The sequence below is a fragment of the Klebsiella oxytoca NBRC 105695 genome (assembly GCF_001598695.1).
Lineage (GTDB): Bacteria > Pseudomonadota > Gammaproteobacteria > Enterobacterales > Enterobacteriaceae > Klebsiella > Klebsiella oxytoca.
In genome coordinates this window covers 350,347-376,924 of record NZ_BCZK01000001.1, presented here as the reverse complement: position 1 = coordinate 376,924, position 26,578 = coordinate 350,347, and the positions used below count along the sequence as shown (strand labels likewise).

Here is a 26,578-nt window from a genome sequence, read left to right as displayed (position 1 = left end):
AAGATAATGGGTTAGTTTAGCGATACGTGGAGTAACGTACAAAAGAAAAAGCCGGCGCGCAGAAGGCACCGGCTTTAACTGGCGTGAGGTTAATCAAACCGTAGCTGCGGAATCACCTGTTTGGCCTGCGCCAGGAAATCGGTACGGTCAGAACCGCTGAGCCCTTCCGTACGCGGCAGTTTCGCCGTCAGCGGGTTAACCGCTTGCTGGTTGATCCACACTTCATAATGCAGATGCGGACCGGTCGAACGGCCGGTATTGCCCGACAGCGCGATGCGATCGCCGCGTTTCACCTTCTGCCCGGGTTTGACCAGCAGCTTACGCAGGTGCATATAGCGGGTGGTATAGGTACGACCGTGGCGGACGGCAACGTAATAACCTGCCGCACCGCTACGTTTAGCCACTACCACTTCGCCATCGCCAACCGAGAGCACTGGGGTGCCCTGCGGCATCGCAAAATCGACGCCACGATGCGGAGCGACGCGGCCGGTGACCGGGTTCAGACGACGCGGGTTAAAGTTTGATGAGACGCGGAACTGGCGGGCGGTCGGGAAACGCAGGAAGCCCTTCGCAAGCCCTGTACCATTGCGATCGTAGAATTTGCCATCCTCAGCGCGGATCGCGTAATAGTCTTTGCCATCCGAACGCAGGCGTACGCCAAGCAGTTGGCTTTGCTCGCGCTTACCGTCCAGCATTTCACGCGACATCAGTACGGAAAACTCATCGCCTTTTTTCAGCTTACGGAAGTCCATCTGCCACTGCATGGCTTTGATCACCGCGCTAATTTCAGTGCTGGTCAGGCCGGCATCGCGAGCGCTGGCGACAAAGCTTCCGCCCACGGTACCTTTCAGTACGTTATTGACCCAGTCGCCTTTTTGCAGCTCGCTGCTCATTTTGAAACCGTTGGCCACCCGGTCGTAGGTACGGGTTTCGCGGCGCGACATCTCCCAGGTCAGGCTTTGTAAATCACCATCCGCCGTCAGCGTCCAGGAGAGCTGTTGGCCGATTTTCAGATTACGCAGCTCTTTATCCGCCGAGGAGAGCCGGGCGATATCGCCCATATCAATACCGTACTGATTAAGAATGCTGCTGAGCGTATCCCCGGTCGACACCACATATTCATGGCCGCCGGAATCGCTGTCCGCTTTATCATCCAGCTCATCCTGAGGGATGGCTTCTTCTTCCTGAGGCGCCTGATCGATAGGTTCCGAGGCCTCTGGCAGCAGAGAACGAATTTCGCTTTGTTCCAGCTCGATGGTTCTGGAGATGGGAGCCGTTTCGGGATGGTGGTAAATGTAGGGTCGCCAGACGGCGACCGCTAAGGTAAGAACGCTAAGCGACCCCAGCATAACGCGGTGAGGTCGCGGCAGATTGTTAAATGCCTGAGTGACAGCGCGGGCTATCTGTTGCACGTATTCACTTCCTCGTTATTCTCCTTTCAGGCAGCTTGAATACTGATTTGCCATCTGGCTCAGGAATTGCGGATAACTCTCTTTACCCAGCTTAATTCCGATTCCAAGTGGATCCAGGGTTCCCATGCGCACGGACGTCCCCCTGGCAACAGCTTCTATAACCGCTGGCCTGAACTGTGGCTCAGCAAAAACGCAAGTTGCTTTTTGCTCAACCAGCTGTGTTCTGATTTCGTGTAAACGCTGCGCACCAGGCTGGATTTCAGGGTTGACAGTAAAATGACCTAAGGAGGTCAAACCGTAGTGTTTTTCAAAGTAGCCGTAGGCGTCATGAAAAACGAAATACCCCTTCCCTTTCAGCGGTGCCAGCTCGGTCCCAACCTGCTTGTCGGTTGCGGCTAATTTTGCCTCAAAATCCTTCAGGTTGGCGTCAAGTTTGGCTCGACTCTGCGGCATAAGTTCCAATAATTTATCGTGGATTGCAACCGCCGAAAGGCGCGCTATCTCTGGGGAAAGCCATAGATGCATGTTATAGATGCCGTGATGGTGATCGTCGTCACTATTTTCCCCGGCGCCATGATCGTGACCGTGATGGTCATCGTCGTCGTCGACGCCTTTCATGAGTAACGGTTTCACGCCGTCAAGCTCGGCAATCGTCACCTTTTTGTTCGGCGCAATGCTTTGCGTTGACTTATCCATAAACGCCTCCATCTCTGGACCAATCCAGACCACTAAGTCTGCGTTCTGTAAGCGTTTTGCATCCGATGGACGCAGTGAATAATCATGCTCCGATGCCCCGTCAGGCAGCAGTACCTGGGTCTCTGTTACCCCATCAGCAATGGCTGATGCTATAAAGCCCAGCGGTTTAAGCGAGGTGACGACCGCGGCGCTTGCCAGCGGTGCATGAGCGAACAAAAAAGCGGCGCTAAGTCCAGCGCAAAGAAGCGTATTTTTATGTAACATAATGCGTCTAATCATCGTAATGAATGAGAAAGATGTGATATTATAACATTCACTGGCTTGTGCAACCTCTAATTTGATATGACAAATCTTGTAACTCTGGAAAACGTCGCGGTCGTCTATGGCCAAAGGCGCGTGCTGTCTGACATTTCGCTCACGCTTAAGCCGGGCAAAATTTTAACTCTGCTGGGCCCCAACGGCGCCGGTAAATCGACCCTCGTCAGAGTCGTTCTTGGGCTGGTAGCACCTACAGAAGGGGTTATCAAACGCGAGGGACATCTGCGGATAGGCTATGTCCCGCAAAAGCTGCACCTTGATGCCACGATGCCGCTCACCGTCAGCCGCTTTATGCTGTTGCGGCCAGGAACGCACAAGCGCGACATACTGCCGGCGCTGAAGCGCGTGCAGGCCGGTCATCTGATTGACGCGCCTATGCAAAAGCTTTCCGGCGGCGAGACTCAGCGGGTACTTCTGGCGCGCGCGCTGCTCAATCAACCGCAGCTGCTGGTGCTTGACGAGCCAACGCAGGGCGTTGACGTGAATGGTCAGGTGGCGCTGTACGATCTGATTAATCAGCTGCGCCAGGAGCTTGATTGTGCCGTGCTGATGGTTTCCCACGACCTGCACCTGGTGATGGCGAAAACCGATGAAGTACTGTGTCTCAATCAGCATATCTGCTGCTCCGGCGCGCCGGAAGTGGTCTCCATGCATCCGGAATTTATCTCAATGTTCGGCCAGCGCGGCGCGGAACAGCTGGGTATTTATCGCCATCATCATAATCACCGCCACGACCTGCAGGGGCGGATTGTACTGCGTCGGGGAAATGACCGTTAATGATTGAATTACTGCTTCCCGGCTGGCTGGCCGGGATAATGCTCGCCTGTGCGGCGGGTCCGCTGGGATCGTTTGTCGTCTGGCGCCGCATGTCCTACTTTGGCGATACCCTGGCCCATGCCTCTCTGCTCGGCGTCGCTTTTGGTTTGCTGCTGAACGTTAATCCTTTTTATGCGGTCATCGTGGTGACGTTGCTGCTGGCGGGCGGGCTGGTATGGCTGGAAAAACGTCCTCATCTGGCGGTAGATACGCTACTCGGTATCATGGCCCACAGCGCGCTGTCTTTGGGCCTGGTGGTAGTCAGTCTGATGTCGAACGTGCGCGTCGATCTGATGGCCTATCTGTTTGGCGACCTGTTGGCGGTTACGCCGGAGGATTTAATATCCATCGCGATTGGCGTAGCGATCGTACTGGCGATCCTGCTCTGGCAGTGGCGTAATCTGCTATCGATGACCATTAGTCCGGATCTGGCCTTCGTTGACGGCGTTAAGCTACAGAGGGTTACACTGCTGTTGATGCTGGTCACCGCGCTGACCATCGGCGTGGCGATGAAGTTCGTCGGGGCGCTGATCATTACGTCTTTGCTGATTATTCCCGCAGCCACGGCGCGTCGCTTTGCCCGTACGCCTGAACAAATGGCGGGTATTGCGGTAGGAATGGGGATGATTGCCGTCACCGGCGGACTGACCTTTTCAGCGTTTTACGACACGCCCGCCGGGCCTTCCGTGGTGCTGTGCGCTGCGGTGCTGTTTATCATCAGCATGAGCAAGAAGCCGGCCGCCTGACGCTTATGCGCCCGCCTCAACCGCCATCAAAACTCGGCAGATTGCTATAGGGTCACAGCTGTCTGCGGACTTTGTCGCCCGGCTGAGGCGTTCACCCCGCAAGCCGGGTCATCAACCGCAATACCGCTTCAACGATTTCCCCGGCTTGCGCTGCGCTTAGCCGGGCTACCGACCCTTGCGGTCTGTTGTTTTAAACACCGACAAGGATTAAGGCATTTCAGGTGGCGTAATGCCAAAGTGGGTCCAGGCCCGTACCGTCGCCATACGTCCGCGCGGGGTGCGTTGTAGAAAACCTTGCTGAATCAGATACGGTTCCAGCACGTCCTCGATGGTTTCACGCTCTTCACCTATTGCCGCCGCCAGGTTATCCAGCCCAACCGGCCCGCCAAAGAATTTATCGATGACCGCCAGCAGCAGCTTACGGTCCATATAGTCAAATCCTTCGGCATCCACGTTGAGCATATCCAGCGCCTGAGCGGCAATATCCTCTGAGATACGTCCATCGTAGCGGACTTCGGCAAAATCGCGCACCCTGCGCAGCAGGCGGTTAGCGATTCGCGGCGTACCGCGCGCGCGACGCGCAACTTCCAGCGCTCCCTCTTCGCTCATCTCCAGCCCCATATAGCGGGCGCTGCGGCTGACGATATGCTGCAGGTCAGGGATCTGGTAGAACTCCAGGCGCTGGACGATACCGAAGCGGTCGCGCAGCGGCGACGTCAGCGAGCCGGCGCGAGTGGTCGCGCCAATCAGGGTAAACGGCGGAAGATCGATTTTGATTGAACGCGCCGCAGGCCCTTCACCAATCATGATATCCAGCTGGTAATCTTCCATTGCCGGATACAGGACTTCTTCGACAACCGGTGAAAGGCGATGAATCTCGTCGATAAACAGAACGTCGTGTGGTTCAAGGTTGGTCAACATCGCCGCCAGATCGCCCGCTTTCTCCAGCACCGGGCCGGAGGTCGTGCGCAGGTTAACGCCCATTTCGTTAGCGACGATGTTCGCCAGCGTGGTTTTTCCCAGCCCTGGAGGACCAAAAATCAGCAGGTGATCGAGCGCGTCGCCGCGCAGTTTCGCCGCCTGGATAAAGATCTCCATTTGCGAACGGACGTGCGGCTGGCCTACATACTCTTCCAGCAGTTTGGGGCGGATTGCGCGGTCCGCCGCCTCTTCAAAGCCGCTGCTGTCTGCCGATACCAGCCTGTCTGCTTCTATCATCCCTTACCTCACAACGCGGCGCGGAGCGCTTCGCGAATTAGCGTTTCACTGTTGGCATCCGGACGCACGATTTTGCTGACCATCCGGCTGGCTTCCTGAGGTTTATAGCCCAGCGCCACCAGCGCAGCAACCGCTTCCTGTTCAGCATCATCGTCAGACGGCCCGGCCGGCGACGTCAGAACCAGATCGGCTGCCGGAGTGAACAGATCGCCATGCAGTCCTTTGAAGCGGTCTTTCATCTCGACAATCAGTCGTTCCGCGGTTTTCTTACCGATCCCCGGCAGTTTGACCAGCGCCGCCAGCTCTTCACGCTCAACGGCATTGACAAACTGCTGAGCGGACATGCCGGAAAGGATTGCCAGCGCCAGTTTTGGACCGACGCCGTTAGTTTTAATCAGCTCTTTAAACAGCGTGCGCTCCTGCTTGTTGTTAAAGCCATACAGCAGCTGCGCATCTTCACGGACGATAAAGTGGGTGAAAATGATCGCCTCTTTGCCCACGTCCGGCAGCTCATAGAAGCAGGTCATCGGCAGATGAACCTCATAGCCTACGCCTCCCGTTTCGAGTAAAACCAGCGGGGGTTGTTTTTCGAGAATAATGCCTCTGAGTCTGCCTATCACATGGAGCTCCTGGATTAAGGGCCGAAAGTCTAATGCGGTATCATAAAAAAAGGCTGGATAGATATCCAGATGAAAAACACGTAATTCCCGTACATCGGTGGGGCGCGAGCCTGGCTTGCGCTTTTATGCGCTCTTTTTCCCCCGCACAAGGTAGATGATGTAGTGAATGACGCGTCTTTGACGACCCGACCCAACGACTTTCTGATGGTGGAAAGTTTCGCTTATTCGATAACCGCTGTTGATGAACTTTAGCGCTTCTTGTTCATCCGGGGTTTCCAGCATCAGCCTGTGCCTGCGGTGATAAATCCGATAAAGCGTCTGCGCAGGCCACTGACGAGAAATGGCGTAACGCTTACGGTATAAAAATAGCGTCAAAGTAATAAAAGCCACGATAACCCAGATTGCTATCAGACCCGGGAGCCGGCTGACGTTAAAAAAGAGAGCGTCACACGGTTTGGCAATAGCGGGTTTTCCCTGCACGATATTCATACAAAGTCTGTCTGCGGGCGGAGACCAGGCCTTTGCAACGTGATAGAGGTAGGAGTGACCGCCTGACCGCCAGGTAATATCATACTCAAAGAGCGGGGAACAATCTTCGCGTCCGCGAAATGTGGTGCAGGCGTCGGCCAGGCGCCGCTCTGCGCTGCTGACGGTGCGGGTATTGACGACTGTGCCGAAAACCGTCGAACTCTGATGGTAATACTGATATTCGGTCAGTAAATAATATCCACTGACGATAATTAGCAGCATAAAAAAAAGAGATTTCACCACCCGGATTTTCATCATTCAACTGACTATCCAACGCTATGCCGAATAATCTGCATCCTTACTCTTTTTAGTTAACGATGTCAGTGAGGAAAGTAAAACGCCCCGGGCAACAAGCGCCGGGGCGGTGTAGATTAGCGGAGGCGTCCGCGCGCCAGGTTCAGGCGGCTTTCACTGATCTGAGCTGCGTTCTGGCTGACGTGGCAATGAGTGATGGCGATAGCTAAAGCATCCGCCGCATCCGCCTGTGGGTTGGCCGGAAGCTTGAGCAACGTGCGCACCATGTGCTGCACCTGGCTCTTTTCCGCGCTGCCAATCCCGACAACGGTCTGCTTCACCTGCCTGGCGGCGTACTCAAAGACCGGCAGATCCTGATTCGTCGCCGCGACGATGGCCACTCCGCGCGCCTGGCCGAGCTTCAGCGCCGAGTCGGCGTTTTTGGCCATAAAAACTTGTTCGATGGCGAAGTAGTCCGGCTGGAACTGGGTGATAATTTCCGTAACGCCGGCATAGATAAGCTTCAGGCGGGACGGTAAATCATCCACTTTCGTGCGTATACAGCCGCTGCCGAGGTAGCTCAGCTGGCGTCCAACCTGACGGATAACGCCATAACCAGTGACGCGCGACCCCGGGTCAATACCGAGAATAATAGCCATCACGCGCCCCCGGTCATAACTAACTCGTGAGACCCTAACGATTTCAGTTCACAGCCAGGCGGCCACGCAGCGCATCCCCGGGTGCGTAGATTCACTACGTGACCGGGGTAAGCGAGGAGCGCCAACACCGCTGTGGGCTGAAAGTGTACGGGTATCACAGGGTTGCGGCGACCTCATCAGAGATCTCGCCGTTATGATAAACTTCCTGCACGTCGTCGCAATCTTCCAGCATATCGATCAGACGCAGCAGTTTCGGCGCAGTTTCCGCGTCCATATCCGCTTTGGTTGACGGGATCATGGAGACTTCAGCGGCGTCCGCTTTCAGACCGGCAGCTTCCAGCGCATCGCGTACCGCACCCATCTCTTCCCAGGCGGTGTAGACGTCAATTGCGCCGTCGTCATAGGTCACCACGTCTTCCGCGCCCGCTTCCAGCGCCGCTTCCATGATCGCATCTTCATCGCCTTGCTCGAAGGAGATGACGCCTTTTTTGCTGAACAGGTAGGAAACGGAGCCGTCGGTGCCCAGGTTACCGCCGGTTTTGCTGAACGCGTGACGTACTTCAGCAACGGTACGGTTGCGGTTGTCGGACAGACATTCAACCATTACCGCCGTACCGCCAGGACCGTAACCTTCATAAATGATGGTTTCCATGTTCGCATCATCATCGCCGCCGACGCCGCGGGCAATAGCGCGGTTCAGGGTGTCACGGGTCATGTTGTTGCTCAGCGCTTTGTCAATCGCTGCGCGCAGACGCGGGTTTGAGCCCGCATCGCCGCCGCCAAGACGGGCCGCGGTGACCAGCTCGCGAATAATTTTCGTAAAGATCTTACCGCGTTTGGCATCCTGTGCCGCTTTGCGGTGTTTGGTGTTGGCCCATTTACTATGACCTGCCATAAAATAATATCTCCAAAAAAGCCTTTTCCCGGCGCCTTTTAGCCCTCAGGAGCACTGGCTGCGTTGTTTCACACCCATTACCTACGCAAGTAAGCTCCGGGTGATATCCCAACTGGCCGCCTTCCTGATAACTAAAATTCTGGGGGAAATTAGTTGGCGTTAATTACAAATTCTTCAATCGCCTGCCGGTTGCTCCAGGACTTGGTCAACGTGGCGGCTTCCGTCGCATCAACCCAGCGATAGTCCAGATGTTCCGTAAAGACAATCTGGCGTTCATGGGGGAGCGCAAGACGGAACCAAAACTCCGTATTGCGCTCAACGCCCGGCGCATAGCGATGACGTAAATGAGAAAATATCTCGAACTCTACCGTTCGCTGACAATCAACCAAAGCCAGCTGCTCGCAGGCAACGTCAATGGCGACCTCTTCCATTACTTCACGCGCGGCAGCTTGCGGCGCGGTTTCCCCCTCCTCCAGGCTGCCGGTAACCGACTGCCAGAAGGCGGGATCGTCGCGACGCTGCAACATCAGCACCCGCTTCGTATCTTCGGCATAAATCACCACCAGAACGGAAACGGGGAGCTTGAATGACATCTTACTTATTCTCCGGAGACTCTTTTGCCTCTTTCGCCACCACCTGAATACCGAGCTCGCTCAGCGATGCAGGATTCGCAAAGCTCGGGGCTTCGGTCATCAGGCAGGCCGCCGCCGTCGTTTTCGGGAAGGCGATAACGTCACGGATATTATCGGTGCCGGTCAGCAGCATGGTCAAACGGTCAAGGCCAAAAGCCAGACCCGCATGCGGTGGAGTACCGTATTTTAGCGCATCCAGCAGGAAGCCAAACTTCTCGCGCTGCTCCTGCTCGTTAATTCCCAGAATACCGAATACGGTCTGCTGCATCTCACCGCTGTGAATACGCACGGAACCGCCGCCAACTTCATAGCCGTTAATCACCATGTCGTAAGCGTTAGCTACCGCATCTTCCGGCGCGGCTTTTAGCTCTGCGGCGGTCATATCTTTCGGCGAGGTAAACGGATGGTGCATCGCGGTCAGGCCGCCTTCACCGTCGTCTTCAAACATCGGGAAGTCGATCACCCACAGCGGCGCCCATTTCTCTTCATCGGTCAGGTTCAGATCTTTACCCAGCTTCAGACGCAGCGCGCCCAGCGCATCGGCAACCACTTTTTTGTTATCCGCGCCGAAGAAGATCATATCGCCATCCTGCGCGCCGGTGCGCTCAAGGATCGCTTCAACGATGTCGGCGTTGAGGAATTTAGCCACCGGGCTGTTGATACCTTCAAGGCCTTTCGCCCGTTCGTTGACTTTAATGTATGCCAGACCTTTGGCGCCGTAGATTTGGACAAACTTACCGTATTCGTCGATTTGCTTACGGCTCAGCGCAGCGCCGCCAGGCACGCGCAGCGCGGCAACGCGGCCTTTGGCGTCGTTAGCCGGGCCCGCAAAGACGGCGAATTCCACCGCTTTCACCAGATCGGCGACGTCCACCAGCTCCATCGGGTTACGCAGGTCCGGTTTGTCAGAACCATAGCGGCGCTCGGCTTCGGCAAAGGTCATGATCGGAAAATCCCCCAGATCCACGCCCTTCACTTCCTGCCACAGATTACGCACCAGCGCTTCCATCACTTCGCGCACCTGCGGGGCGGTCATAAAGGAAGTCTCGACGTCGATCTGGGTGAATTCCGGCTGGCGGTCAGCGCGCAGATCTTCGTCGCGGAAGCATTTAACAATCTGATAGTAGCGGTCAAAACCGGACATCATCAGCAGCTGTTTAAACAGCTGCGGAGACTGCGGGAGCGCGTAGAATTTGCCTTTATGCACACGAGAAGGCACGAGATAGTCGCGCGCGCCTTCCGGGGTCGCTTTGGTCAGCATCGGGGTTTCGATATCGAGGAAACCGTGGTCGTCCATAAAACGGCGAACGAGGCTGGTAATCTTCGCGCGGGTTTTCAGGCGCTGCGCCATTTCCGGACGACGCAGGTCCAGGTAACGGTATTTCAGACGCGCTTCTTCGGTGTTGACGTGGTTGGAATCCAGCGGCAGCGCTTCAGCACGGTTGATGATCGTCAGGTCGGTTGCCAGCACTTCAATGGCGCCGGTGGCCATATCATTATTGACGTTCTTTTCGTCACGCGCGCGCACGGTACCGGTGACCTGAATGCAGAACTCATTACGCAGTTCGGAGGCCAGCTTTAATGCATCCGCGCGATCCGGATCGAAAAACACCTGCACGATGCCTTCGCGGTCGCGCATATCAATAAAGATAAGGCTACCAAGATCACGACGACGGTTGACCCAACCACACAGAGTCACTTGCTGCCCTACGTGGGACAGACCGAGCTGTCCGCAATATTCTGTACGCATGAGATATCCCTTAACTTAGCCGCAGGCGGATTGTTGCCTGCCTTGCAGGCGACGAGGTCGCAGCTTTAGCTGATGTCACTACTGAATGAAAAAAGGCGGCTATTATACTGGAAATTATGCCGCACGATAAGCCCGGCGCAGCGCGCAGCGTTGCTTTGCTGTGCGCTTAGTGCCTGCACTCACAAAAATTAACAAAAATTGTTACCCTTGGGCAGAATCGGCAACGGTATTGTAGCGACCTGACCACCTGGAGAAGATACGGGGATATTATGTTAGAACTCAATGCAAAAAACACCGCGCTGGTCATTATTGACCTGCAGGAAGGTATTTTACCGTTTGCCGGCGGCCCTCATCGTGCTGATGAAGTGGTTGAGCGGGCCGCGAAGCTGGCGAAAAAGTGTCGCCAGCAGGGCTCCCCCGTAGTGATGGTTCGCGTCGGCTGGTCAGCGGATTTCGCCGAAGCGCTGAAACAGCCGGTCGATGCCGAGGCTGGCGCCCATACGCTACCGGAAAACTGGTGGACCTACCCGCTCGCGCTGGAAAAACAGGAAAGCGATATCGAAGTTACTAAACGTCAGTGGGGCGCTTTTTACGGCACTGACCTCGAGCTGCAGCTTCGCCGTCGCGGCATCGACACCATCATTCTGTGCGGAATATCCACCAACATCGGCGTCGAATCCACGGCGCGCAACGCCTGGGAGCTGGGATTTAATCTGATTCTGGTTGAAGATGCCTGCAGCGCGGCGTCGGCCGAACAGCATCAGGGCAGCATGACGCACATCTTCCCGCGTATTGCTCGCGTGCGCAGTACCGAGGAGGTACTTGCCGCCTTATGATCTATATTGGGCTTCCCCAATGGGCGCACCCGAAGTGGGTGCGCCTGGGTATCACCAGCCTTGAAGAGTATGCCCGCCACTTTAATTGCGTGGAGGGCAACACCACCCTGTACGCGTTACCAAAAGCGGAGATTGTCAGCCGATGGTATGAACAGACCCACGACGATTTTCGCTTCTGCTTCAAGTTTCCGGCCACCATTTCGCACCAGGCGGCGCTGCGCAACTGCGACGACTTAAGCCAGGAGTTTTTTACTCGTCTGGCGCCGCTGTCTTCGCGCATCGGCCAATACTGGCTACAGCTGCCGGCGACGTTTGGCCCTCGAGACCTTCCCGCCCTCTGGCACTTTCTTGATAGTCTGCCGCGTGAATTCACCTACGGCGTCGAAGTAAGGCATGCGGAATTTTTCGCCAAGGGGGAAGCGGAGCAGCAGCTTAATCGCGGCTTGCATCAGCGAAACGTCAACCGCGTTATCCTCGATAGCCGCCCGGTTCACAGCGCCATCGCCCGCAGTCAGGCAATGATCGAAGCACAAAACAAAAAGCCCAAAGTCCCCGTCCATGCGCTGGTGACGGCCCGGCACCCTATGGTGCGCTTTATTGGCAGCGACGATATGGCGCAAAATCGCGAGCTTTTTAGCGTGTGGATAAGGACGCTGCCAAAATGGGCGCAAACCACAACGCCCTACCTGTTCCTCCACACACCGGATATCGCCCAGGCTCCGCAGCTGGTCGACATCCTGTGGAGCGATCTGCGCGCCGCCCTACCGGAAATAGGTGATGCGCCGTCAATTCCGCAGCAAACCTCTCTTTTCTGATATCCTGCTATCCTCAACTGAGCCACCGGATGGAATAAAAGGGAGTTTTGAGTATGGTCAGCGCGCTGTATGCGGTTTTAGGTGCGTTATTGCTAATAAAGTTTTCTTACGATGTCGTACGCCTGAGGACGCAATATCGCGTTGGCTACGGCGACGGTGGTTTTAGCGAGCTGCAGGTTGCTATTCGCGTGCACGGCAACGCGGTGGAATACGTTCCCATTGGCCTGATTCTGCTGCTGTTTATGGAAATGAACGGCGCGCAGACCTGGATGGTTCACGTCTGCGGTATTTTGCTGATTGTCGGGCGCCTGATGCACTCTTATGGTTTCCATCATCGCCTGTATCGCTGGCGCCGCTCTGGCATGAGCGCGACGTGGTGTTCATTGTTGCTGATGGTGCTGGCGAACTTCTGGTATATGCCCTGGGAGTTGGTTTTCTCCGTCCGTTAGCGCACAATACGCCGTTTTCGATTTTTCGGGTTTAACGTTATGTCTCACCGCGATACGCTTTTTTCCGCGCCGATTGCCAGTCTCGGCGACTGGACCTTTGATGAACGGGTTGCTGAAGTCTTCCCGGATATGATCCAGCGCTCTGTTCCCGGCTATTCCAACATTATTTCAATGATCGGCATGCTGGCGGAACGTTTCGTTCAGCCGGATACCCAGGTTTACGATCTCGGCTGCTCGCTTGGCGCAGCCACGCTGTCCGTGCGCCGCAACATTGCCCATGCCGGCTGTAAAATTATCGCCGTTGATAACTCACCGGCGATGGTCGAACGCTGCCGTCGCCATATTGACGCCTATAAAGCGCCGACGCCGGTCGAAGTTATTGAAGGCGATATCCGTCAAGTCACTATCGAAAATGCTTCGATGGTGGTGCTGAATTTCACCATTCAGTTTCTCGAGCCGGGCGAACGCCAGGCCATTCTTGATAAGGTTTATCAGGGGCTGAATCCGGGCGGTGCGTTGGTGCTGTCGGAAAAATTCAGCTTCGAGGATGACAACGTCGGCGAACTTCTGTTCAACATGCATCACGACTTCAAGCGCGCCAACGGCTACAGCGAGCTGGAAATCAGCCAGAAGCGCAGCATGCTGGAAAACGTCATGCTCACCGATTCCGTGGAAACCCACAAAGCCCGCCTGCGCAAGGCCGGTTTCGAACATGCCGAATTGTGGTTCCAGTGCTTTAACTTCGGATCGTTAATCGCCGTAAAATCCGGGGAACCGGCATGATTGATTTCAGCAACTTTTATCAATTGATTGCCAAAAGCCCGCTGTCACACTGGCTGGAGACGCTACCCGCTCAGGTCGCGGCCTGGCAACGTGAAGCGCTGCACGGCAAATACCGGGAGTGGGAACGGGCCGTCGAGTTTCTGCCCGAGTTTGCGCCCTACCGCCTCGACCTGCTGCATAGCGTCACTGCTGAGAGCGAAACGCCGCTCGGTGAAGGCCAGCGCCTGCGCATTGAAAACCTGCTGAAGAATCTGATGCCCTGGCGTAAAGGGCCCTTCTCCCTTTACGGCGTGAATATCGATACCGAGTGGCGTTCCGACTGGAAGTGGGAGCGCGTACTGCCGCACCTTTCCGACCTGACCGGACGGACTATTCTTGATGTCGGCTGCGGCAGCGGATATCACATGTGGCGGATGATTGGCGCCGGCGCTCATCTGGCGGTAGGCATCGATCCCACCCAACTGTTCCTTTGCCAGTTTGAAGCCGTACGTAAACTGCTGGGCAACGACCAGCGGGCGCATCTGCTGCCGCTGGGAATTGAACAGCTTCCGGCGCTGAACGCCTTTGATACCGTTTTTTCGATGGGCGTGCTGTACCATCGTCGTTCCCCGCTCGATCACCTGTGGCAGCTAAAAGATCAGCTGGTTCCCGGCGGCGAGCTGGTGCTGGAGACGCTGGTCGTTGAAGGCGACGAAAATACCGTGCTGGTGCCGGGCGATCGCTATGCGCAGATGCGCAACGTCTACTTTATTCCCTCTGCCGCCGCGCTGAAGCAGTGGCTGGAGAAGTGCGGATTTGTCGATGTACGCATCGTCGATGCGTGCGTGACCTCGACCGAAGAGCAGCGCCGCACCGAGTGGATGACCACCGAGTCGCTGGCCGACTTCCTCGATCCAGAGGACAGTAGCAAAACCCGCGAAGGCTATCCCGCCCCGCTGCGCGCGGTGATTATTGCCACCAAACCGGAAACGGAACAGTCTCTGGCAGCGAAAAAACGTGCCGACAAGCGGGCCGGTTGACGCGTTTTTAGCATAAAAAAAGGCCCCTGTTTAATGGGCAGGGGCCTGGTACGGGCAATCATCATATTGGGCGACATGATGTGCAGCAAAAAACGGTTTATCCCCGTCATACTTCAAGTTGCATGTGCGCTGGCTTTGTTACTCGGCTCATCCATGAGCCTCGCCCTTACGGGCCGCCGGGATACGGCGTTCAAATCTGTTCCAGACAGATTTGTCGCTCACCCCAGTCACTTACTTGAGTAAGCTCCTGGGGATTCCCTGCGTCGCCGCCTTCTCGCAACTCGAATTATTTAGGGTTTTAATCTCTCTGTGCGGAAATAATCTTCTTCATTTCCGCTACCGCTTCGCCATTGACGGCGTAGCGTAAGTATTCATCAGCATCGGCATCCGTAGACATCGACAACCCGGGATTACGAAAGCGCATCGGGGACGGTAGCCACTGGCCTGCCGAGCTGTGGACCTCTTTTACCCCAGCCTGCAAAAACAGCGGCAGGTTGGCGGCACGCACTCCTGCGCCGGCCATAATAATAGGAGTGTCGCTTTGGGAAATAAGTTCCCTGATTAATGAAATTCCTTTTTCGGCAGACGGCTGCTGGCCCGAAGTCAGGATCCGCTGAACGCCGAGCTCAGCCAGCTCAACGCTGGCCTGGCGCGGGTTGGCGCACATATCAAAGGCACGGTGAAAGGTGACGGCCATCGTTCCCGCCGCCGCCATTATTTTTTTCATTCGCGCCCTATCTACCTGACCGTCGGCGTCCAGGATGCCGATCACCATGCCGGGAAAGCCGAGATCTCTCACCGCAGCCACATCATCAAGCATTGCGGCAAATTCGCCAGCGGTATAGCAAAAGTCACCGCCGCGCGGACGAATAATTGGATGAACGGGGATGGTCACCGACTCACGCACCGTTTTAAGGACGCCCGAGGAAGGCGTCAGCCCCCCCTCCTGCGGCGCGGCGCATAGCTCGATGCGGTCGGCGCCGCAGCGCTGGGCCTCCAGCGCGCACTCCATGCTGTAACAACAGACTTCCAGTAAGCTCATTCTTCTCTCCGTCGATATGGCAGGCACGACAGAATGTCACGATTTCTTCCGACAGACGCCGCGTAGCTTCACACTGTTATCGTTCTGATTGTTCGCTGGCGACAATTTGCTCAATCGACCACGGGTGAAATTTGATCGTCACTTTGCCATCAGTAACCGCCAGGGTTGGATTCGGCAAGCGCTCATGCTCTCCTTTTGGCGCGCTGGTCTTTACAAAAATGCCCGGTTGGCTCAATCCATCATCGGAAAGCAGCGCCAGGGCGCGGGTATTGAGCGTTTCGGGCTCGCCAGGCAGAACGATTTCAATATGCTCCCAGCCTTCATGCGGATAGCGCTTTTCGCCCGGCCACGGCAGTTCAACAATGCTAAAACGCCAGTGCGCCACGACCACCGGCTCATCCAGCCTGAACAGGCAGATGGGGCGGCCGTTAATGACATTTTCCGACAGCAGCGTGCCGCATTGCTCAAAGCCGCGACGCCAGCGCTCCGCCGTGGCGTTCTGGTGACAGCGCAGGGAAATATGGTCGGCATCAAGTGGCGTAATATCGAGACCAAGCCGATGAGCAAGCGCGTTTAGCGCCTCGGTAAAGCGCGGCAGGTCCGCGGAAATATCGTTTAATTCATTAATCTGCTGCCAGTTCGCCATCGTAAGCCTCGGTACGCACTAAAAAGCGCTAATCTATCGCGTTTTCCGCAGCCGACCAACCGGCAATCGTCGGCGACGTCCGGCGAACGGCTATTCGTTGAGCGCGAGGCTAAGCAACCTCCGTGCGGTGCTGACGCGTGGGTGCAAATGCAGTATACTCCTGCCCTAATTTGTCCACATTCCCGCGCCGCCCCATCAGGGTGACGGCGTGTTAACGTAAGGTGTTTCGGTGAATATTCAGGCTCTTCTCTCAGAAAAAGTCAGTCAGGCCCTGATCGCAGCAGGCGCGTCTGCCGATTGCGAACCTCAGGTCCGCCAGTCAGCAAAAGTCCAGTTCGGCGACTATCAGGCCAACGGCGTGATGGCCGTTGCCAAAAAACTGGGCATGGCGCCGCGACAACTTGCAGAGCAGGTACTGTCTCATCTCGATCTGAGCGGGATTGCCAATAAGGTAGAGATCGCCGGCCCTGGCTTTATTAATATTTTCCTCGATCCGGCCTTCCTCGCGGAAAATGTCAGCAGCGCGCTGAAATCGGAACGTCTGGGCGTGGCTCAGCCGCCGGCACAAACCGTGGTGGTCGATTACTCTGCGCCGAACGTGGCGAAAGAGATGCACGTAGGCCACCTGCGCTCCACCATCATTGGCGATGCCGCGGTGCGTACGCTGGAGTTTCTCGGGCATAAAGTGATCCGCGCTAACCACGTGGGCGACTGGGGTACCCAGTTCGGCATGCTTATCGCGTACCTGGAAAAACAGCAGCAGGAGAACGCCGGTGAAATGGCGCTGGCCGACCTCGAAGGTTTCTATCGTGAAGCGAAAAAACACTACGATGAAGATGAAGCCTTCGCCGAGCGCGCGCGCAGCTACGTCGTTAAGCTGCAGGGCGGCGACGAATATTTCCGCGAAATGTGGCGCAAGCTGGTCGACATCACCATGTCGCAAAACCAGTTAACCTATAACCGCCTGAACGTCACCCTGACCCGCGATGATGTTATGGGCGAAAGCCTTTATAACCCGATGCTGCCGGGTATCGTGGCCGACCTGAAGGCCAAAGGGCTGGCGGTAGAAAGCGAAGGCGCGACGGTGGTATTCCTTGATGAGTACAAAAACAAGGAAGGTGAACCGATGGGCGTCATCATCCAGAAGAAGGATGGCGGCTACCTTTACACCACTACCGATATCGCCTGCGCAAAATACCGCTACGAGAATCTGCATGCGGATCGCGTGCTTTACTACATCGACTCTCGCCAGCATCAGCACCTGATGCAGGCGTGGACTATCGTACGTAAAGCCGGCTACGTGCCGGAGTCCGTACCGCTGGAGCACCACATGTTCGGCATGATGCTCGGCAAGGACGGCAAACCGTTCAAAACCCGCGCCGGCGGTACCGTGAAGCTCGCCGACCTGCTGGACGAAGCGCTGGAACGCGCCCGCCGTCTGGTGGCGGAGAAAAACCCGGATATGCCCGCCGATGAACTGGAAAAACTGGCGAACGCGGTCGGGATTGGCGCGGTTAAGTATGCCGACTTGTCAAAAAACCGCACCACTGACTATATCTTCGACTGGGATAACATGCTGGCCTTTGAGGGCAATACCGCGCCTTATATGCAGTATGCCTATACCCGCGTGCTCTCCGTGTTCCGCAAAGCGGATATTGATGAAAGCGCGCTGGTGGCGGCGCCGGTGGTCATCATCGAAGACCGCGAAGCCCAGCTGGCGGCCCGTCTGCTGCAGTTTGAAGAAACCCTTACGGTCGTTGCCCGTGAAGGCACGCCGCACGTTATGTGTTCTTACCTGTACGATCTGGCGGGTCTGTTCTCCGGTTTCTACGAGCACTGCCCGATCCTGAGCGCTGAAAGCGAAGAGACGCGCAACAGCCGCCTGAAACTGGCTCTGCTGACGGCGAAAACGCTGAAGCTGGGTCTTGATACCCTGGGTATCGAAACCGTAGAACGGATGTAATGTGTCGAAAGAACCCGGCTTAACGCCGGGTTTGCCGGGCGGCGGCTGACGCCACACCCGGCTGTTCTCACCTGATTCAAAAATACTTCCGCAGATACTCCGTCAGACACAGGATCGCCATCGCCTGGCCATACGGCATCGACGTCAGCGGGATGTCGCGATAAAAATCGAGATCCGACCCCATCCCGGTACCGAAGGACGTTTGCAGCAGTTCCCCTTGCGCAGAGATATTCGCCACAATGCCGCGAATCGCTTTTTCCGCAACCTCCGTATACGCCTGACTCACGTAGCGCTTGCGCACCGCCTTGAGGATCCCATACGCAAAACCGGCGGTCGCCGACGCTTCCAGATAGGAGTCAGGGTCATCAAGTAGCGTATGCCACAGGCCGCTATCGTCCTGACAGCGGGCCAGCGCAGCAATCTGCGTATCCAACACCTGCACCAGGTAACGTCGCACCGCGCTGTTTTCGGGTAAATCCACCAGCTCCAGGAAATCCGGGATCACGATCGTCAGCCAGCTATTGCCGCGCGCCCAGCGGGCGCGAGCGAAATTATGTCGCCCCTCGTAGTTCCAGCCGTGAAACCACAGACCGGACTCGCGGTCCATCAGATTCTGCACGTGCAGCAGAAACTGATACACCGCCTCCTCTACGTATTCGGGGCGATTAAGCAGCTTACCAATTTTCGCCAGCGGCAGAACGGTCATCATCAGCGTGTCGTCCCACATTTGCTGATGATTTTCTTCCGCCAGCGTGATGTGCTGCATGCCGCCAGACTCCGTGCGCGGCATCTCGTTCATCGCCCACTCGGCCCAGCTATCGAGCCAGGGCAGATACGCGGCGTTGCCCGTCTCTTCATAGCGATAAGCGAGGGTGAGAAACGGCGCCATGGTGTTGACGTTTTTGGTGGTCGCCCCCTCGGCAAAGCGATCGGCAAACCAGCTATCGATAATATCGCGCATTGCGGTATCGCCGGTCTGCTGGTAATACTGCCAGATGCCGTACAGGCCGACGCCGTGAGTCCACTCCCAGCCGTTCCACCCTTTCGTATCAATGATGCGCCCGTCGTCCAGCCGCAGTAAAAATTGCCCGCTTTCATCTTTAATGTTGACCAGATTTTGCGTGACCTTCTGAATCAGCGCCTGCAGTTCATTGCGGGCGATAAAGCGCTCAGGCTGGCGCAGTAGTGGGCTATGTTTGACAGGCCAAACTTTCATATCCTTAACCTCTGTTATATGTCGAATTCATGGCAGAACGCTGCTTCAGCGATGGCGCGGCGGGTTTATTACGATTCAGATAACCAATATTGTTGTTTCCCCACAGGGAGTCGTACGGCATCCCGGCCAGCATCTCGACTACTTCACGATCCTGGGCGCTGGCCAGTTCCGGCTGAGCGCGTCCGGATTCACGCATTTTGAGCGTTTCCGCACGCAGGACGCTGTGGGTTTGCAGATTGAGCTTAAAGCGCAGGGAAACGAGGAAGCCGCAGGCCAGCACCAGCAAAGTGCCGACGCTGAGGATCAGCAGAATGGTATGGCTCACTTCATAAGGCTGCGTTTTCTGCCCGGAGACAAAGCCGGACATCTGCATGATGATCCCTACCAGCATCACCGCCCCGGCCTGGGAAGCCTTACGCGTCAGAGTCATAATCCCGGCAAAGATGCCTTCGCGACGCTGGCCGGTGATCACTTCGTCCACGTCGGCAATATACGTATAGGTGTTCCACGGAACATAGTTGATGCCGCCGCGGCCCAGACCCGCCACTGCGGAAATCAGCAGCAGCAGCGAATAAACATCGCTGAGGCCAGCGTAGTACAGCACCGCGTAAGAGAGCGAACTCAGCCCGAACAGCACTACCACCATGCGGTACGATGGCGCCGGACCGAAGCGAATACACAGCGGGATCATCGCAATAACCGCAATAAACTGGAAGATCGCCATGGTCCCCAGCAGGTTGGAGGCCATTGAGGCTTCCTGCATCAGGACAAACACCACATAGTAAGTAAAGACCGCATTGAAGACATCCTGGGCGATATAGCCCCCCAGATACATCCCCAAATGCTGACGGAAAATTTTAATGCGCAGGGTCGAACTTAATTCAATAAACAGGCGATTAAGACTCTGAGACAAGCTCAGGTTCTGTTTCTCCTCTTCGGCGCGCAGCGCAGCCTCGGTCCACTCTTCACGCGGGCGCTCCCAGGTAAAGAACCAGACAAAAGTTAACATCATTGCGCACAGCACCGAGAACACCAGGCTGGCGTAGAAGAAAGAGACGGCGTTGTCTTTGCCGAAGATGGTCAGCAGAATGCCCGGCAGGAAAGAAGCCAGGATCGCCGACATCTGCGCCATAGAAATACGCGCGCCGGAGAATTTGGTTTTCTGTTTAAAATCGTCGGTCATTTCCGGCACCAGCGTTTCATACGGCACCAGAATCATGGTATAGACGATGTCAAACAGCAGATAGGTCAGCAGGTAGTACCAGAACCCCATATCCCCTACCCACATAATGGAGTAGCTAAACACGCAAGGGATGCCGAGCAGGATAAAAAACTTACGCCTGCCAAAACGTTTTCCCAGCCAGGTCGAGCCAAAGTTATCCGTCAGAAAGCCCATCAGCGGGCTGATTACCGCATCCAGAACTCTGGCAGTGGCAAAAATGAGCGTCGCCTCGATAGGCGAAAGTCCGCAAAAGGTGGTGTAGAAGTAGAGCAGCCAGGCTGCCGTGAGTGCAGTTGTTCCCGCACCAAGAAAATCGCCCGATCCATAGGCAAGGTAGTTAACCAAACCGATTTTACGTGTTTTCATCGCCGTAAATCCTGTGTCTTTTTTTTGAGAACTCCGAACCGCTTTTTGGCTCATTCCGCCAAAAGGGGGTTGATACATGGCTACAGTAAGAACATGGGAACGGCGTTACCTTTTCATTTTTGCCAGCCAAAAGCGTTCAATGGCAAAAACACAAAGAGTCGATGAACACGCTTCACTGATTTATAAAACAGCGTTTCTTTTAATACAAAAGATCGGACCAAAAACTGAGATATGGCCACCGAAACGGCGCGTCGTGGAATGAAATTTGGGCGATGTATTTCGCTGCGGATAAACCTTGCGAATGCTAAGGAATGGGAGTAAAGACAATAAGAAAAGGGTTGTTTCGCGTATATCAAGGAGGCTTGATGCCCTACTCACATCTGCTGGTCGCCGTGGCGCCAACCCCGGAAAGCCGGGTCCTCATTCAAAAAGCCGTCTCCATCGCACGTCCGGTCAATGCAAAAGTCAGCCTGATTACGCTGGCGACGGATCCGGAGCTGTATAATCAGTTTGCGGCGCCCATGATGGAAAACTTACGCGAAGTGATGCAGGAGGAGACGCGCGGATTTCTGGCCGAGCTGGCCCGCCACGCCGACTATCCTATAGAGAAAATGACCATCGCCAGCGGCGGAATTGCTCACCACGTGCAGGATTTTTGCCGACAGCATCGCGTTGACCTGGTGATTTGCGGTAACCACAACCAGAGTCTGTTTTCTCGCGCCACCTGTTCGGCAAAAGATATTGTTGGCAGTAGCGGCGTCGATGTGCTGCTGGTTTGTCTGGAAAAAGGCTAGCGCCGGGGAGGCGCTAACCGTCTTGGCCTCAGGCGAGTTTAGGGAAAGTGGCGACCTTGCGCTCTAAGTGGCTCTCCTCGCTCCCTGGCTCAATCTCCTTTAGATCGGCAATAAACCGCTCCTGCCAGCGATGAATATCGTTTTCCTTAATCACCGCCAGCATGGCCGAATGGCGGGCAATACGCTCGGCCAGAGGCATGGTTAATGCCTTATCCAGCGCCGCAGCGACCTCATCGCGATCGTAAGGATTAACGATTAAGGCCGTCGGGAGCTCGTTGGCCGCGCCGGCAAACTGCGACAGCACCAGCACGCCCGGATTTTGCGGGTCCTGCGCGGCAACATACTCTTTCGCCACCAGGTTCATACCATCGCGCAGCGGGGTAACCAGACCAACGTCGGAGTAGCGGAAGATTTTCATCAGCAGCTTGCGTTCAAAGTGCTGGTTAAGGTAGTAAAGCGGCGTCCAGCCCAGCTGGCCATACTGGCCATTGATACGGCCGGCTGCGTTTTCCAGCTGATGACGAATATCCTGATAGGCCTGAACGTCCCCGCGTGAAGTCGGCGCAATCTGGGTATAGCGAATCTTGCCGTGATGCTGCGGATAGTTCTCCAGCAGGGCTTCATAAGCAAGAAAACGCTCCGGCAGCCCTTTCGAATAGTCCAGCCGTTCAACGGAAAAGATATTTTGGACGCTTTTGAGCTCGCTCTTCAGCTGCGCCAGCTTCGGCGGCAGCGGCCCTTTAGCACTGCGCGCAATCTCTTCCGGATCGATACCGATCGGATAGACTTCGGTCTGGAAAGGTTTTCCCCAGGCCACATGCTTTTTGCCGTCGCGCGTCGTCAGGCGGGTTTGCATCGATACGCAATCCAGAAACGCCAGTCGGTCGCTTTCGGTCTGGAAACCCAATAAATCGTAATCGCAAAGCTGTTCAAGCAGTTCCGCATGCGGCGGTAACGCATTAAACACTTCCGGCGTCGGGAACGGAATATGCAAAAAGAAGCCGATACGATTATTGACGCCGCGCTGGCGCAGTTCGCTGGCCAACGGCAGCAGGTGGTAATCGTGGATCCAGACGATATCGTCAGGTTCAATCAGCGGCAGCAGTTTATCCGCCAGGGTCGCATTAACGCGCTGATAGCCCTCCCAGGCTTCACGCTGAAAATCAACCAGGTCAAGACGATAGTGGAATGCGGGCCATAAAACGGCATTGGAAAAGCGGTTGTAATATTCGTCGTGATCCTGCTCGCTAAGATTGAAAGAGGCCCAGGTGATATTGCCCTGAGTCACTTTTTTTAACGGCTGTTGGTCGTCACCGATTTCCCCACTCCAGCCGAACCACAAACCTCCGGCTGCTTTTAATGCCCCCATAATCCCCACGGCAAGGCCACCGGCGCTGGCCTTTTTGTCATCCGGCGGGGCAATACGATTAGATACTACGACTAAGCGACTCATAGCCATCTCTCCTGTCGGTTAGCGCATCTGGTTGTTGCCCATGATTCGCGATGTTACTAATCCAAAGATGGACGGCGGGCACGTCAGGCAAACGCCAACGCGCTTGCGTTTCGCCGCCGCCCACTTTGACCGATACGCCATTCAATTGATTCACGACGCTAAAACCAGCTTCATCGGTTAAGTCATCACCAACAAACACCGGCTTGCGTCCTTTGAATGGAGCTTCCTGCATAAAAGCGGCTATCGCTTCACCTTTATTCACTCCACGCGGTTTGATCTCCACCACGCACTTACCCGGCTGCAGGGCCAGAATGGGATGGCGCTGGACGATAGATTGCGCCAGCGCCAGCACCGCTTGCTGCTGCTCCGGCGCCTGTCGATAGTGCAAAGCAAAAGCCATCCCCTTACTTTCCAGTTCGCATCCCGGCAAAGCATCCAGTTCCGTCGTCAACTGCGCAGAGAGCGCCTTCAGAAGTGAATCCGGTAAAGAGACAATATGCGTTTTACCATTGATGTCACGGCGTTCAGCCCCGTGGACACCGGCAAGCGGTAGCCGGTAAGGACGGGTAAGCTCATCCAGCTCAACCATTGAGCGCCCTGAAATCAATGCCACCGCGCCGTTTTGCTGCTGCACAAGCTGGCGCAGCGACTGCAGAACATCGGCTGGAATGACCACCTGATCGGGATGGGGTTTGATACCGGCAAGGGTACCATCGAGGTCAAAGAAAAAAGCGTAGTTTCCGGTTAACGCAGGCGGTACATAAATCTGGTCAGCCACCCTGTTTCCTCCTTATCATGGCCAGCAACATGCTGGGTGTTAAATTATTGTAGCCATGTAAGTATAGACAGTGTGACCAGCATCGCCATTTTTGATAGTCATCGCCAGCGCAACGGGCGCTGGCGAGGGTTTAGGATTAAACTGAAAAGTTGGACGAATTAAACCGCACGCTTCGCTTTCTGTTTATAGCGGTCGAAGATCACCGCAGCCAGCAAAATCACGCCGCGCACAACGTACTGCGAGAACGGGGAAATGTTCAGCAGGTTCATCGCATTCTCCACCGTTCCCAGAATCAGGATCCCGGCTACCACGTAGGAGATCTTGCCGATCCCGCCCTTCAGCGATACGCCCCCGAGCACGCAGGCCGAAATGACAATCAGCTCATAGCCAATGGACGTCATCGGCTGACCACTGGTCATACGGGATGCCAGGATAATGCCCGCCGCCGCGGAAACCAGCCCTGAAAGGACGAAAATAATAATTTTTGTCCGCACAACCGGGACGCCGGCCAGACGAGCCGCTTCTTCATTACCCCCTATCGCCAGCGTGTTTCGGCCAAAGGTGGTTTTATTCAGCAGCAGACCGAATACAATCAGGCAGGCAACGGTTAACCAGATAGGCGCAGGCAGACCAAACCAGTTGGCGTAGCCGAGGGTAAAAAAGCGCTCATCTTCAATCCCTACCGCTTTACCGTCGGAGATGATATAGGCAAGACCGCGGACGATCTGCATCGTGGCGAGGGTGGTAATCAGAGCATTAATCTTTAAGCGGGCAATGACAAAACCGTTGACCAGGCCGCTCACTGCGCCAAGCAGCAGACCGGCGCCGATGCCAACCCACATGCTTTCAGTCAGATTAATCACCACCGCCGTGGTCACGCCAGCGCAGGCGATAACCGAGGCGACCGACAGATCGAAATCGCCGGACGCCAGGCAAAACAGCATCCCACAGGCGACCATTCCGGACATAGAAATAGCCAACCCCAGACCTTTCATATTAATAAACGAGGCAAAATTGGGCACAAAAATTACGCAGCCAATAAACAGCACCGCGAAAACAACCAGCATGCCGAACTGATCCCAGATACGGGAGAAACTAAAAGCCGACCGGGAAGTACCTGAAGTGGTAACTGATGACATCATAGACTCCTTACTCAGGCGACTGCCTGGCTCACTTTTGGCATGGCAAGGCTCAATGCCTGCTGTTCATTGGCATGTTCATGCAGCAGCTCTCCGGCAATCTCACCCTCGCGCATCACCACGATGCGATCGGCTACGCCGAGAACTTCCGGTAAATCGCTGGAGGCAAAGACCACCGCGACGCCCGATGCCGCTAATGCGTAAATAACGTTATAGATCTCATGCTTAGCGCCAACATCAATGCCGCGCGTGGGCTCGTCAAGCAGGATGACTTTCATTTCCTCCGACAGCCAGCGGCCGAGAATCGCCTTTTGCTGATTGCCACCGGAGAGATTCATAATCAGCTGCTCTGCGCCGGGCGTTTTGATATTCAACGATTTAATATGCTGGTCGGCGTTCTGCGCTTCCCAGGCATTATTGATGACGCAGCCCGCGAGAATGTGCTTGCGGCGGGCGCTGATATTGATGTTGTCGCGAACCGAGTGAACCGGAATAATCCCCTCTGCTTTGCGGTCTTCCGGGCAGAGCATCATCCCGGCCTGAATCGCCTGAGCCGGCTTGCGGATATCAATGGCCTCGCCGTCGATATAAACCTGACCGGCGGTTATTCTGCTGCCGCCGAACAGGCCTTTCATCAGTTCGCTGCGTCCGGCGCCAACCAGCCCAAACAGGCCGACGATTTCTCCGCTACGCACCGAAAGGCTAACGGGTTGCCGTACGCCAGGCGCCTTCACCCGATCGAGGCGCAAACGCTCTTTGCCATATTCACGGGGCTGCCAGCCGTAGATATCGCCCAGCTCGCGACCGACCATCGCCTGTACCAGAGCGTCGTGGTTAACCTCTTGCATATTGTCAAAGGTGCGCACGTAGCGACCATCTTTGAAGACCGTGATGGCGTCACTTAACGCAAAGATCTCTTCCATCCGGTGGGAAACGTAAATGATCACCCGCCCTTCCTGGCGCAGTTCGCGGATGACCCGAAACAGATTGTCGATTTCCCTGGCCGACAGTGAGCTGGTGGGCTCGTCAAAAGCGATGATTTTGGCGTTCCGCGCCAGCGCCTTGGCGATCTCCACCATCTGCCACTGGCCAATCGACAAATACTTCAACGGCGTTTCCGGGTCGATATCCAGCCCCAGATGCTGCAGCTGCAGGCCAGCTTCATAATTCAGCAGCGACCGATTCACAATCCCGCCCTTGTGCGGCAATTGGCCGAGGTAGATATTTTCCGCCACGGTCATTTCCGGGATCAGATGCAGCTCCTGATAGATAATCGCCACCCCGGCATTCAGCGCCTCGGTGGTGTGGGTAAAGGTCATCTGCTGGCCTTGGATCTGTAGGCTGCCGGCAGTGGGTACGTAGTTGCCGCTGAGGATTTTGAGCAACGTGGATTTCCCGGCGCCGTTTTCTCCCATCAGGGCGTGGACCTGTCCGGCATAGCAGTCAAAGCTAATATCGGACAGCGCTTTAACGCCCGGGAATGTCATGGTGATGCCGTGGAATGAGAGATAAGGGGTAGACTGTTGCATAACG

27 protein-coding genes are annotated in these 26,578 nt (G+C 55.7%); 10 read left to right on the top strand and 17 right to left on the bottom strand.

Annotated elements, in window-relative coordinates; genetic code table 11:
- Positions 1 to 89: 89 nt before the first annotated feature.
- Both mepM and znuA read right to left on the bottom strand, forming a co-directional pair.
- Entirely contained in the window at positions 90 to 1,412 is a 1,323-nt protein-coding gene (mepM, locus tag KO1_RS01640; RefSeq protein ID WP_004113780.1) for a murein DD-endopeptidase MepM, read from the bottom strand.
- A 15-nt stretch (positions 1,413 to 1,427) separates the two neighbouring features.
- Positions 1,428 to 2,372, bottom strand: a complete 945-nt coding sequence (gene znuA / locus KO1_RS01635; protein WP_016808309.1) for a zinc ABC transporter substrate-binding protein ZnuA — start codon at positions 2,370 to 2,372, stop codon at positions 1,428 to 1,430.
- A gap of 78 nt (positions 2,373 to 2,450) precedes the next feature.
- Here znuA and znuC point away from each other — a divergent pair, with 78 nt between their 5' ends.
- On the top strand, positions 2,451 to 3,203 hold the full coding sequence (znuC, locus tag KO1_RS01630; RefSeq protein WP_004103383.1) for a zinc ABC transporter ATP-binding protein ZnuC: 753 nt from the start codon (positions 2,451 to 2,453) through the stop codon (positions 3,201 to 3,203).
- The gene (gene znuB / locus KO1_RS01625; protein WP_024274402.1) at positions 3,203 to 3,988 is read left to right on the top strand and encodes a zinc ABC transporter permease subunit ZnuB; all 786 of its coding nucleotides are present in this window, start codon (positions 3,203 to 3,205) and stop codon (positions 3,986 to 3,988) included. Before znuC ends, znuB begins: the two co-directional genes overlap by 1 nt.
- 207 nt (positions 3,989 to 4,195) lie before the next feature.
- Here the strand turns inward: znuB and ruvB are convergent, their stop codons facing one another.
- From ruvB to aspS, 7 genes are all read right to left on the bottom strand, one after another.
- A complete protein-coding gene (ruvB, locus tag KO1_RS01620) occupies positions 4,196 to 5,206 on the bottom strand; it encodes a Holliday junction branch migration DNA helicase RuvB (protein ID WP_004103386.1) in 1,011 nt (336 codons plus the stop codon).
- A gap of 8 nt (positions 5,207 to 5,214) precedes the next feature.
- Positions 5,215 to 5,826, bottom strand: coding sequence for a Holliday junction branch migration protein RuvA (gene ruvA / locus KO1_RS01615; RefSeq protein ID WP_004103390.1), 612 nt, complete (start codon positions 5,824 to 5,826; stop codon positions 5,215 to 5,217).
- Between the two features lie 123 nt (positions 5,827 to 5,949).
- Positions 5,950 to 6,612, bottom strand: coding sequence for a hypothetical protein (locus KO1_RS01610; RefSeq protein WP_024274403.1), 663 nt, complete (start codon positions 6,610 to 6,612; stop codon positions 5,950 to 5,952).
- A gap of 113 nt (positions 6,613 to 6,725) precedes the next feature.
- Complete coding sequence (gene ruvC, locus KO1_RS01605) at positions 6,726 to 7,247, bottom strand: crossover junction endodeoxyribonuclease RuvC (RefSeq protein WP_004113791.1); 522 nt, start codon at positions 7,245 to 7,247, stop codon at positions 6,726 to 6,728.
- A gap of 154 nt (positions 7,248 to 7,401) precedes the next feature.
- Positions 7,402 to 8,142, bottom strand: a complete 741-nt coding sequence (locus KO1_RS01600; RefSeq protein ID WP_004103396.1) for a YebC/PmpR family DNA-binding transcriptional regulator — start codon at positions 8,140 to 8,142, stop codon at positions 7,402 to 7,404.
- Between the two features lie 149 nt (positions 8,143 to 8,291).
- Positions 8,292 to 8,735, bottom strand: coding sequence for a dihydroneopterin triphosphate diphosphatase (gene nudB, locus KO1_RS01595; RefSeq protein ID WP_004103398.1), 444 nt, complete (start codon positions 8,733 to 8,735; stop codon positions 8,292 to 8,294).
- Position 8,736: 1 nt separating this feature from the next.
- Complete coding sequence (gene aspS, locus KO1_RS01590; RefSeq protein ID WP_004103400.1) at positions 8,737 to 10,524, bottom strand: aspartate--tRNA ligase; 1,788 nt, start codon at positions 10,522 to 10,524, stop codon at positions 8,737 to 8,739.
- A 269-nt stretch (positions 10,525 to 10,793) separates the two neighbouring features.
- Here aspS and KO1_RS01585 point away from each other — a divergent pair, with 269 nt between their 5' ends.
- From KO1_RS01585 to cmoB, 5 genes are read left to right on the top strand one after another with little or no spacing between them, the layout of a single operon-like run.
- Positions 10,794 to 11,360 (top strand): hydrolase, encoded by a 567-nt coding sequence (locus tag KO1_RS01585; protein ID WP_004103401.1) that lies wholly within the window; start codon positions 10,794 to 10,796, stop codon positions 11,358 to 11,360.
- Positions 11,357 to 12,175 carry a DUF72 domain-containing protein gene (locus KO1_RS01580; protein WP_024274404.1) on the top strand — a complete coding sequence of 273 codons (819 nt, stop codon included), beginning with the start codon at positions 11,357 to 11,359 and terminating at the stop codon, positions 12,173 to 12,175. Before KO1_RS01585 ends, KO1_RS01580 begins: the two co-directional genes overlap by 4 nt.
- A 53-nt stretch (positions 12,176 to 12,228) precedes the next feature.
- Positions 12,229 to 12,624 (top strand): MAPEG family protein, encoded by a 396-nt coding sequence (locus KO1_RS01575; RefSeq protein ID WP_004103403.1) that lies wholly within the window; start codon positions 12,229 to 12,231, stop codon positions 12,622 to 12,624.
- Between the two features lie 39 nt (positions 12,625 to 12,663).
- The gene (cmoA, locus tag KO1_RS01570; protein WP_024274405.1) at positions 12,664 to 13,407 is read left to right on the top strand and encodes a carboxy-S-adenosyl-L-methionine synthase CmoA; all 744 of its coding nucleotides are present in this window, start codon (positions 12,664 to 12,666) and stop codon (positions 13,405 to 13,407) included.
- A complete protein-coding gene (gene cmoB / locus KO1_RS01565; RefSeq protein ID WP_004113808.1) occupies positions 13,404 to 14,426 on the top strand; it encodes a tRNA 5-methoxyuridine(34)/uridine 5-oxyacetic acid(34) synthase CmoB in 1,023 nt (340 codons plus the stop codon). Before cmoA ends, cmoB begins: the two co-directional genes overlap by 4 nt.
- Before the next feature lie 298 nt (positions 14,427 to 14,724).
- On the opposite strand, the gene cutC is transcribed toward cmoB, so the two are convergent.
- Together cutC and KO1_RS01550 are read right to left on the bottom strand one after the other, a co-directional pair.
- Positions 14,725 to 15,468 (bottom strand): copper homeostasis protein CutC, encoded by a 744-nt coding sequence (cutC, locus tag KO1_RS01555; RefSeq protein ID WP_023321229.1) that lies wholly within the window; start codon positions 15,466 to 15,468, stop codon positions 14,725 to 14,727.
- A gap of 76 nt (positions 15,469 to 15,544) precedes the next feature.
- Entirely contained in the window at positions 15,545 to 16,114 is a 570-nt protein-coding gene (locus tag KO1_RS01550) for a VOC family protein (RefSeq protein WP_023321230.1), read from the bottom strand.
- Between the two features lie 229 nt (positions 16,115 to 16,343).
- On the opposite strand from KO1_RS01550, the gene argS reads away from it, so the two are divergent.
- On the top strand, positions 16,344 to 18,077 hold the full coding sequence (gene argS, locus KO1_RS01545; RefSeq protein ID WP_024274406.1) for an arginine--tRNA ligase: 1,734 nt from the start codon (positions 16,344 to 16,346) through the stop codon (positions 18,075 to 18,077).
- Positions 18,078 to 18,153: 76 nt separating this feature from the next.
- Here the strand turns inward: argS and bglB are convergent, their stop codons facing one another.
- Positions 18,154 to 19,293 carry a beta-galactosidase BglB gene (gene bglB, locus KO1_RS01540; RefSeq protein ID WP_016808314.1) on the bottom strand — a complete coding sequence of 380 codons (1,140 nt, stop codon included), beginning with the start codon at positions 19,291 to 19,293 and terminating at the stop codon, positions 18,154 to 18,156.
- Between the two features lie 4 nt (positions 19,294 to 19,297).
- Positions 19,298 to 20,881, bottom strand: a complete 1,584-nt coding sequence (locus KO1_RS01535) for an MFS transporter (RefSeq protein ID WP_004103413.1) — start codon at positions 20,879 to 20,881, stop codon at positions 19,298 to 19,300.
- 76 nt (positions 20,882 to 20,957) lie between these two features.
- Here KO1_RS01535 and KO1_RS28405 point away from each other — a divergent pair, with 76 nt between their 5' ends.
- Both KO1_RS28405 and uspC read left to right on the top strand, forming a co-directional pair.
- Complete coding sequence (locus KO1_RS28405) at positions 20,958 to 21,143, top strand: hypothetical protein (RefSeq protein ID WP_156529725.1); 186 nt, start codon at positions 20,958 to 20,960, stop codon at positions 21,141 to 21,143.
- Between the two features lie 103 nt (positions 21,144 to 21,246).
- Positions 21,247 to 21,675: a universal stress protein UspC gene (gene uspC, locus KO1_RS01530; RefSeq protein ID WP_004103417.1), complete on the top strand. Its 429-nt coding sequence runs from the start codon at positions 21,247 to 21,249 to the stop codon at positions 21,673 to 21,675.
- A gap of 28 nt (positions 21,676 to 21,703) precedes the next feature.
- Here the strand turns inward: uspC and otsA are convergent, their stop codons facing one another.
- The 4 genes from otsA to araG form a co-directional block, all read right to left on the bottom strand.
- A complete protein-coding gene (otsA, locus tag KO1_RS01525) occupies positions 21,704 to 23,128 on the bottom strand; it encodes an alpha,alpha-trehalose-phosphate synthase (RefSeq protein ID WP_004103421.1) in 1,425 nt (474 codons plus the stop codon).
- Complete coding sequence (gene otsB / locus KO1_RS01520) at positions 23,103 to 23,906, bottom strand: trehalose-phosphatase (protein WP_016808315.1); 804 nt, start codon at positions 23,904 to 23,906, stop codon at positions 23,103 to 23,105. The genes otsA and otsB overlap by 26 nt, the downstream gene beginning before the upstream one ends.
- 158 nt (positions 23,907 to 24,064) lie before the next feature.
- Positions 24,065 to 25,045, bottom strand: a complete 981-nt coding sequence (gene araH, locus KO1_RS01515; protein ID WP_004103425.1) for an L-arabinose ABC transporter permease AraH — start codon at positions 25,043 to 25,045, stop codon at positions 24,065 to 24,067.
- Positions 25,046 to 25,059: 14 nt separating this feature from the next.
- On the bottom strand, positions 25,060 to 26,574 hold the full coding sequence (araG, locus tag KO1_RS01510) for an L-arabinose ABC transporter ATP-binding protein AraG (protein WP_004103427.1): 1,515 nt from the start codon (positions 26,572 to 26,574) through the stop codon (positions 25,060 to 25,062).
- Positions 26,575 to 26,578 lie beyond the last annotated feature (4 nt).

Bases quoted from the DNA above. Each gene is read 5' to 3' on its own strand.
- bglB (WP_016808314.1), bottom strand. From the start codon at position 19,293: ATGAAAGTTTGGCCTGTCAAACATAGCCCACTACTGCGCCAGCCTGAG.
- aspS (WP_004103400.1), bottom strand. From the start codon at position 10,524: ATGCGTACAGAATATTGCGGACAGCTCGGTCTGTCCCACGTAGGGCAG.
- KO1_RS01585 (WP_004103401.1), top strand. From the start codon at position 10,794: ATGTTAGAACTCAATGCAAAAAACACCGCGCTGGTCATTATTGACCTG.
- cmoA (WP_024274405.1), top strand. From the start codon at position 12,664: ATGTCTCACCGCGATACGCTTTTTTCCGCGCCGATTGCCAGTCTCGGC.
- KO1_RS01600 (WP_004103396.1), bottom strand. From the start codon at position 8,142: ATGGCAGGTCATAGTAAATGGGCCAACACCAAACACCGCAAAGCGGCA.
- otsA (WP_004103421.1), bottom strand. From the start codon at position 23,128: ATGAGTCGCTTAGTCGTAGTATCTAATCGTATTGCCCCGCCGGATGAC.
- nudB (WP_004103398.1), bottom strand. From the start codon at position 8,735: ATGTCATTCAAGCTCCCCGTTTCCGTTCTGGTGGTGATTTATGCCGAA.
- KO1_RS28405 (WP_156529725.1), top strand. From the start codon at position 20,958: ATGGCTACAGTAAGAACATGGGAACGGCGTTACCTTTTCATTTTTGCC.
- znuC (WP_004103383.1), top strand. From the start codon at position 2,451: ATGACAAATCTTGTAACTCTGGAAAACGTCGCGGTCGTCTATGGCCAA.
- ruvB (WP_004103386.1), bottom strand. From the start codon at position 5,206: ATGATAGAAGCAGACAGGCTGGTATCGGCAGACAGCAGCGGCTTTGAA.
- znuA (WP_016808309.1), bottom strand. From the start codon at position 2,372: ATGTTACATAAAAATACGCTTCTTTGCGCTGGACTTAGCGCCGCTTTT.
- znuB (WP_024274402.1), top strand. From the start codon at position 3,203: ATGATTGAATTACTGCTTCCCGGCTGGCTGGCCGGGATAATGCTCGCC.
- cutC (WP_023321229.1), bottom strand. From the start codon at position 15,468: ATGAGCTTACTGGAAGTCTGTTGTTACAGCATGGAGTGCGCGCTGGAG.
- KO1_RS01535 (WP_004103413.1), bottom strand. From the start codon at position 20,881: ATGAAAACACGTAAAATCGGTTTGGTTAACTACCTTGCCTATGGATCG.
- KO1_RS01575 (WP_004103403.1), top strand. From the start codon at position 12,229: ATGGTCAGCGCGCTGTATGCGGTTTTAGGTGCGTTATTGCTAATAAAG.
- uspC (WP_004103417.1), top strand. From the start codon at position 21,247: ATGCCCTACTCACATCTGCTGGTCGCCGTGGCGCCAACCCCGGAAAGC.
- cmoB (WP_004113808.1), top strand. From the start codon at position 13,404: ATGATTGATTTCAGCAACTTTTATCAATTGATTGCCAAAAGCCCGCTG.
- KO1_RS01550 (WP_023321230.1), bottom strand. From the start codon at position 16,114: ATGGCGAACTGGCAGCAGATTAATGAATTAAACGATATTTCCGCGGAC.
- araG (WP_004103427.1), bottom strand. From the start codon at position 26,574: ATGCAACAGTCTACCCCTTATCTCTCATTCCACGGCATCACCATGACA.
- ruvC (WP_004113791.1), bottom strand. From the start codon at position 7,247: ATGGCTATTATTCTCGGTATTGACCCGGGGTCGCGCGTCACTGGTTAT.
- araH (WP_004103425.1), bottom strand. From the start codon at position 25,045: ATGTCATCAGTTACCACTTCAGGTACTTCCCGGTCGGCTTTTAGTTTC.
- KO1_RS01580 (WP_024274404.1), top strand. From the start codon at position 11,357: ATGATCTATATTGGGCTTCCCCAATGGGCGCACCCGAAGTGGGTGCGC.
- KO1_RS01610 (WP_024274403.1), bottom strand. From the start codon at position 6,612: ATGATGAAAATCCGGGTGGTGAAATCTCTTTTTTTTATGCTGCTAATT.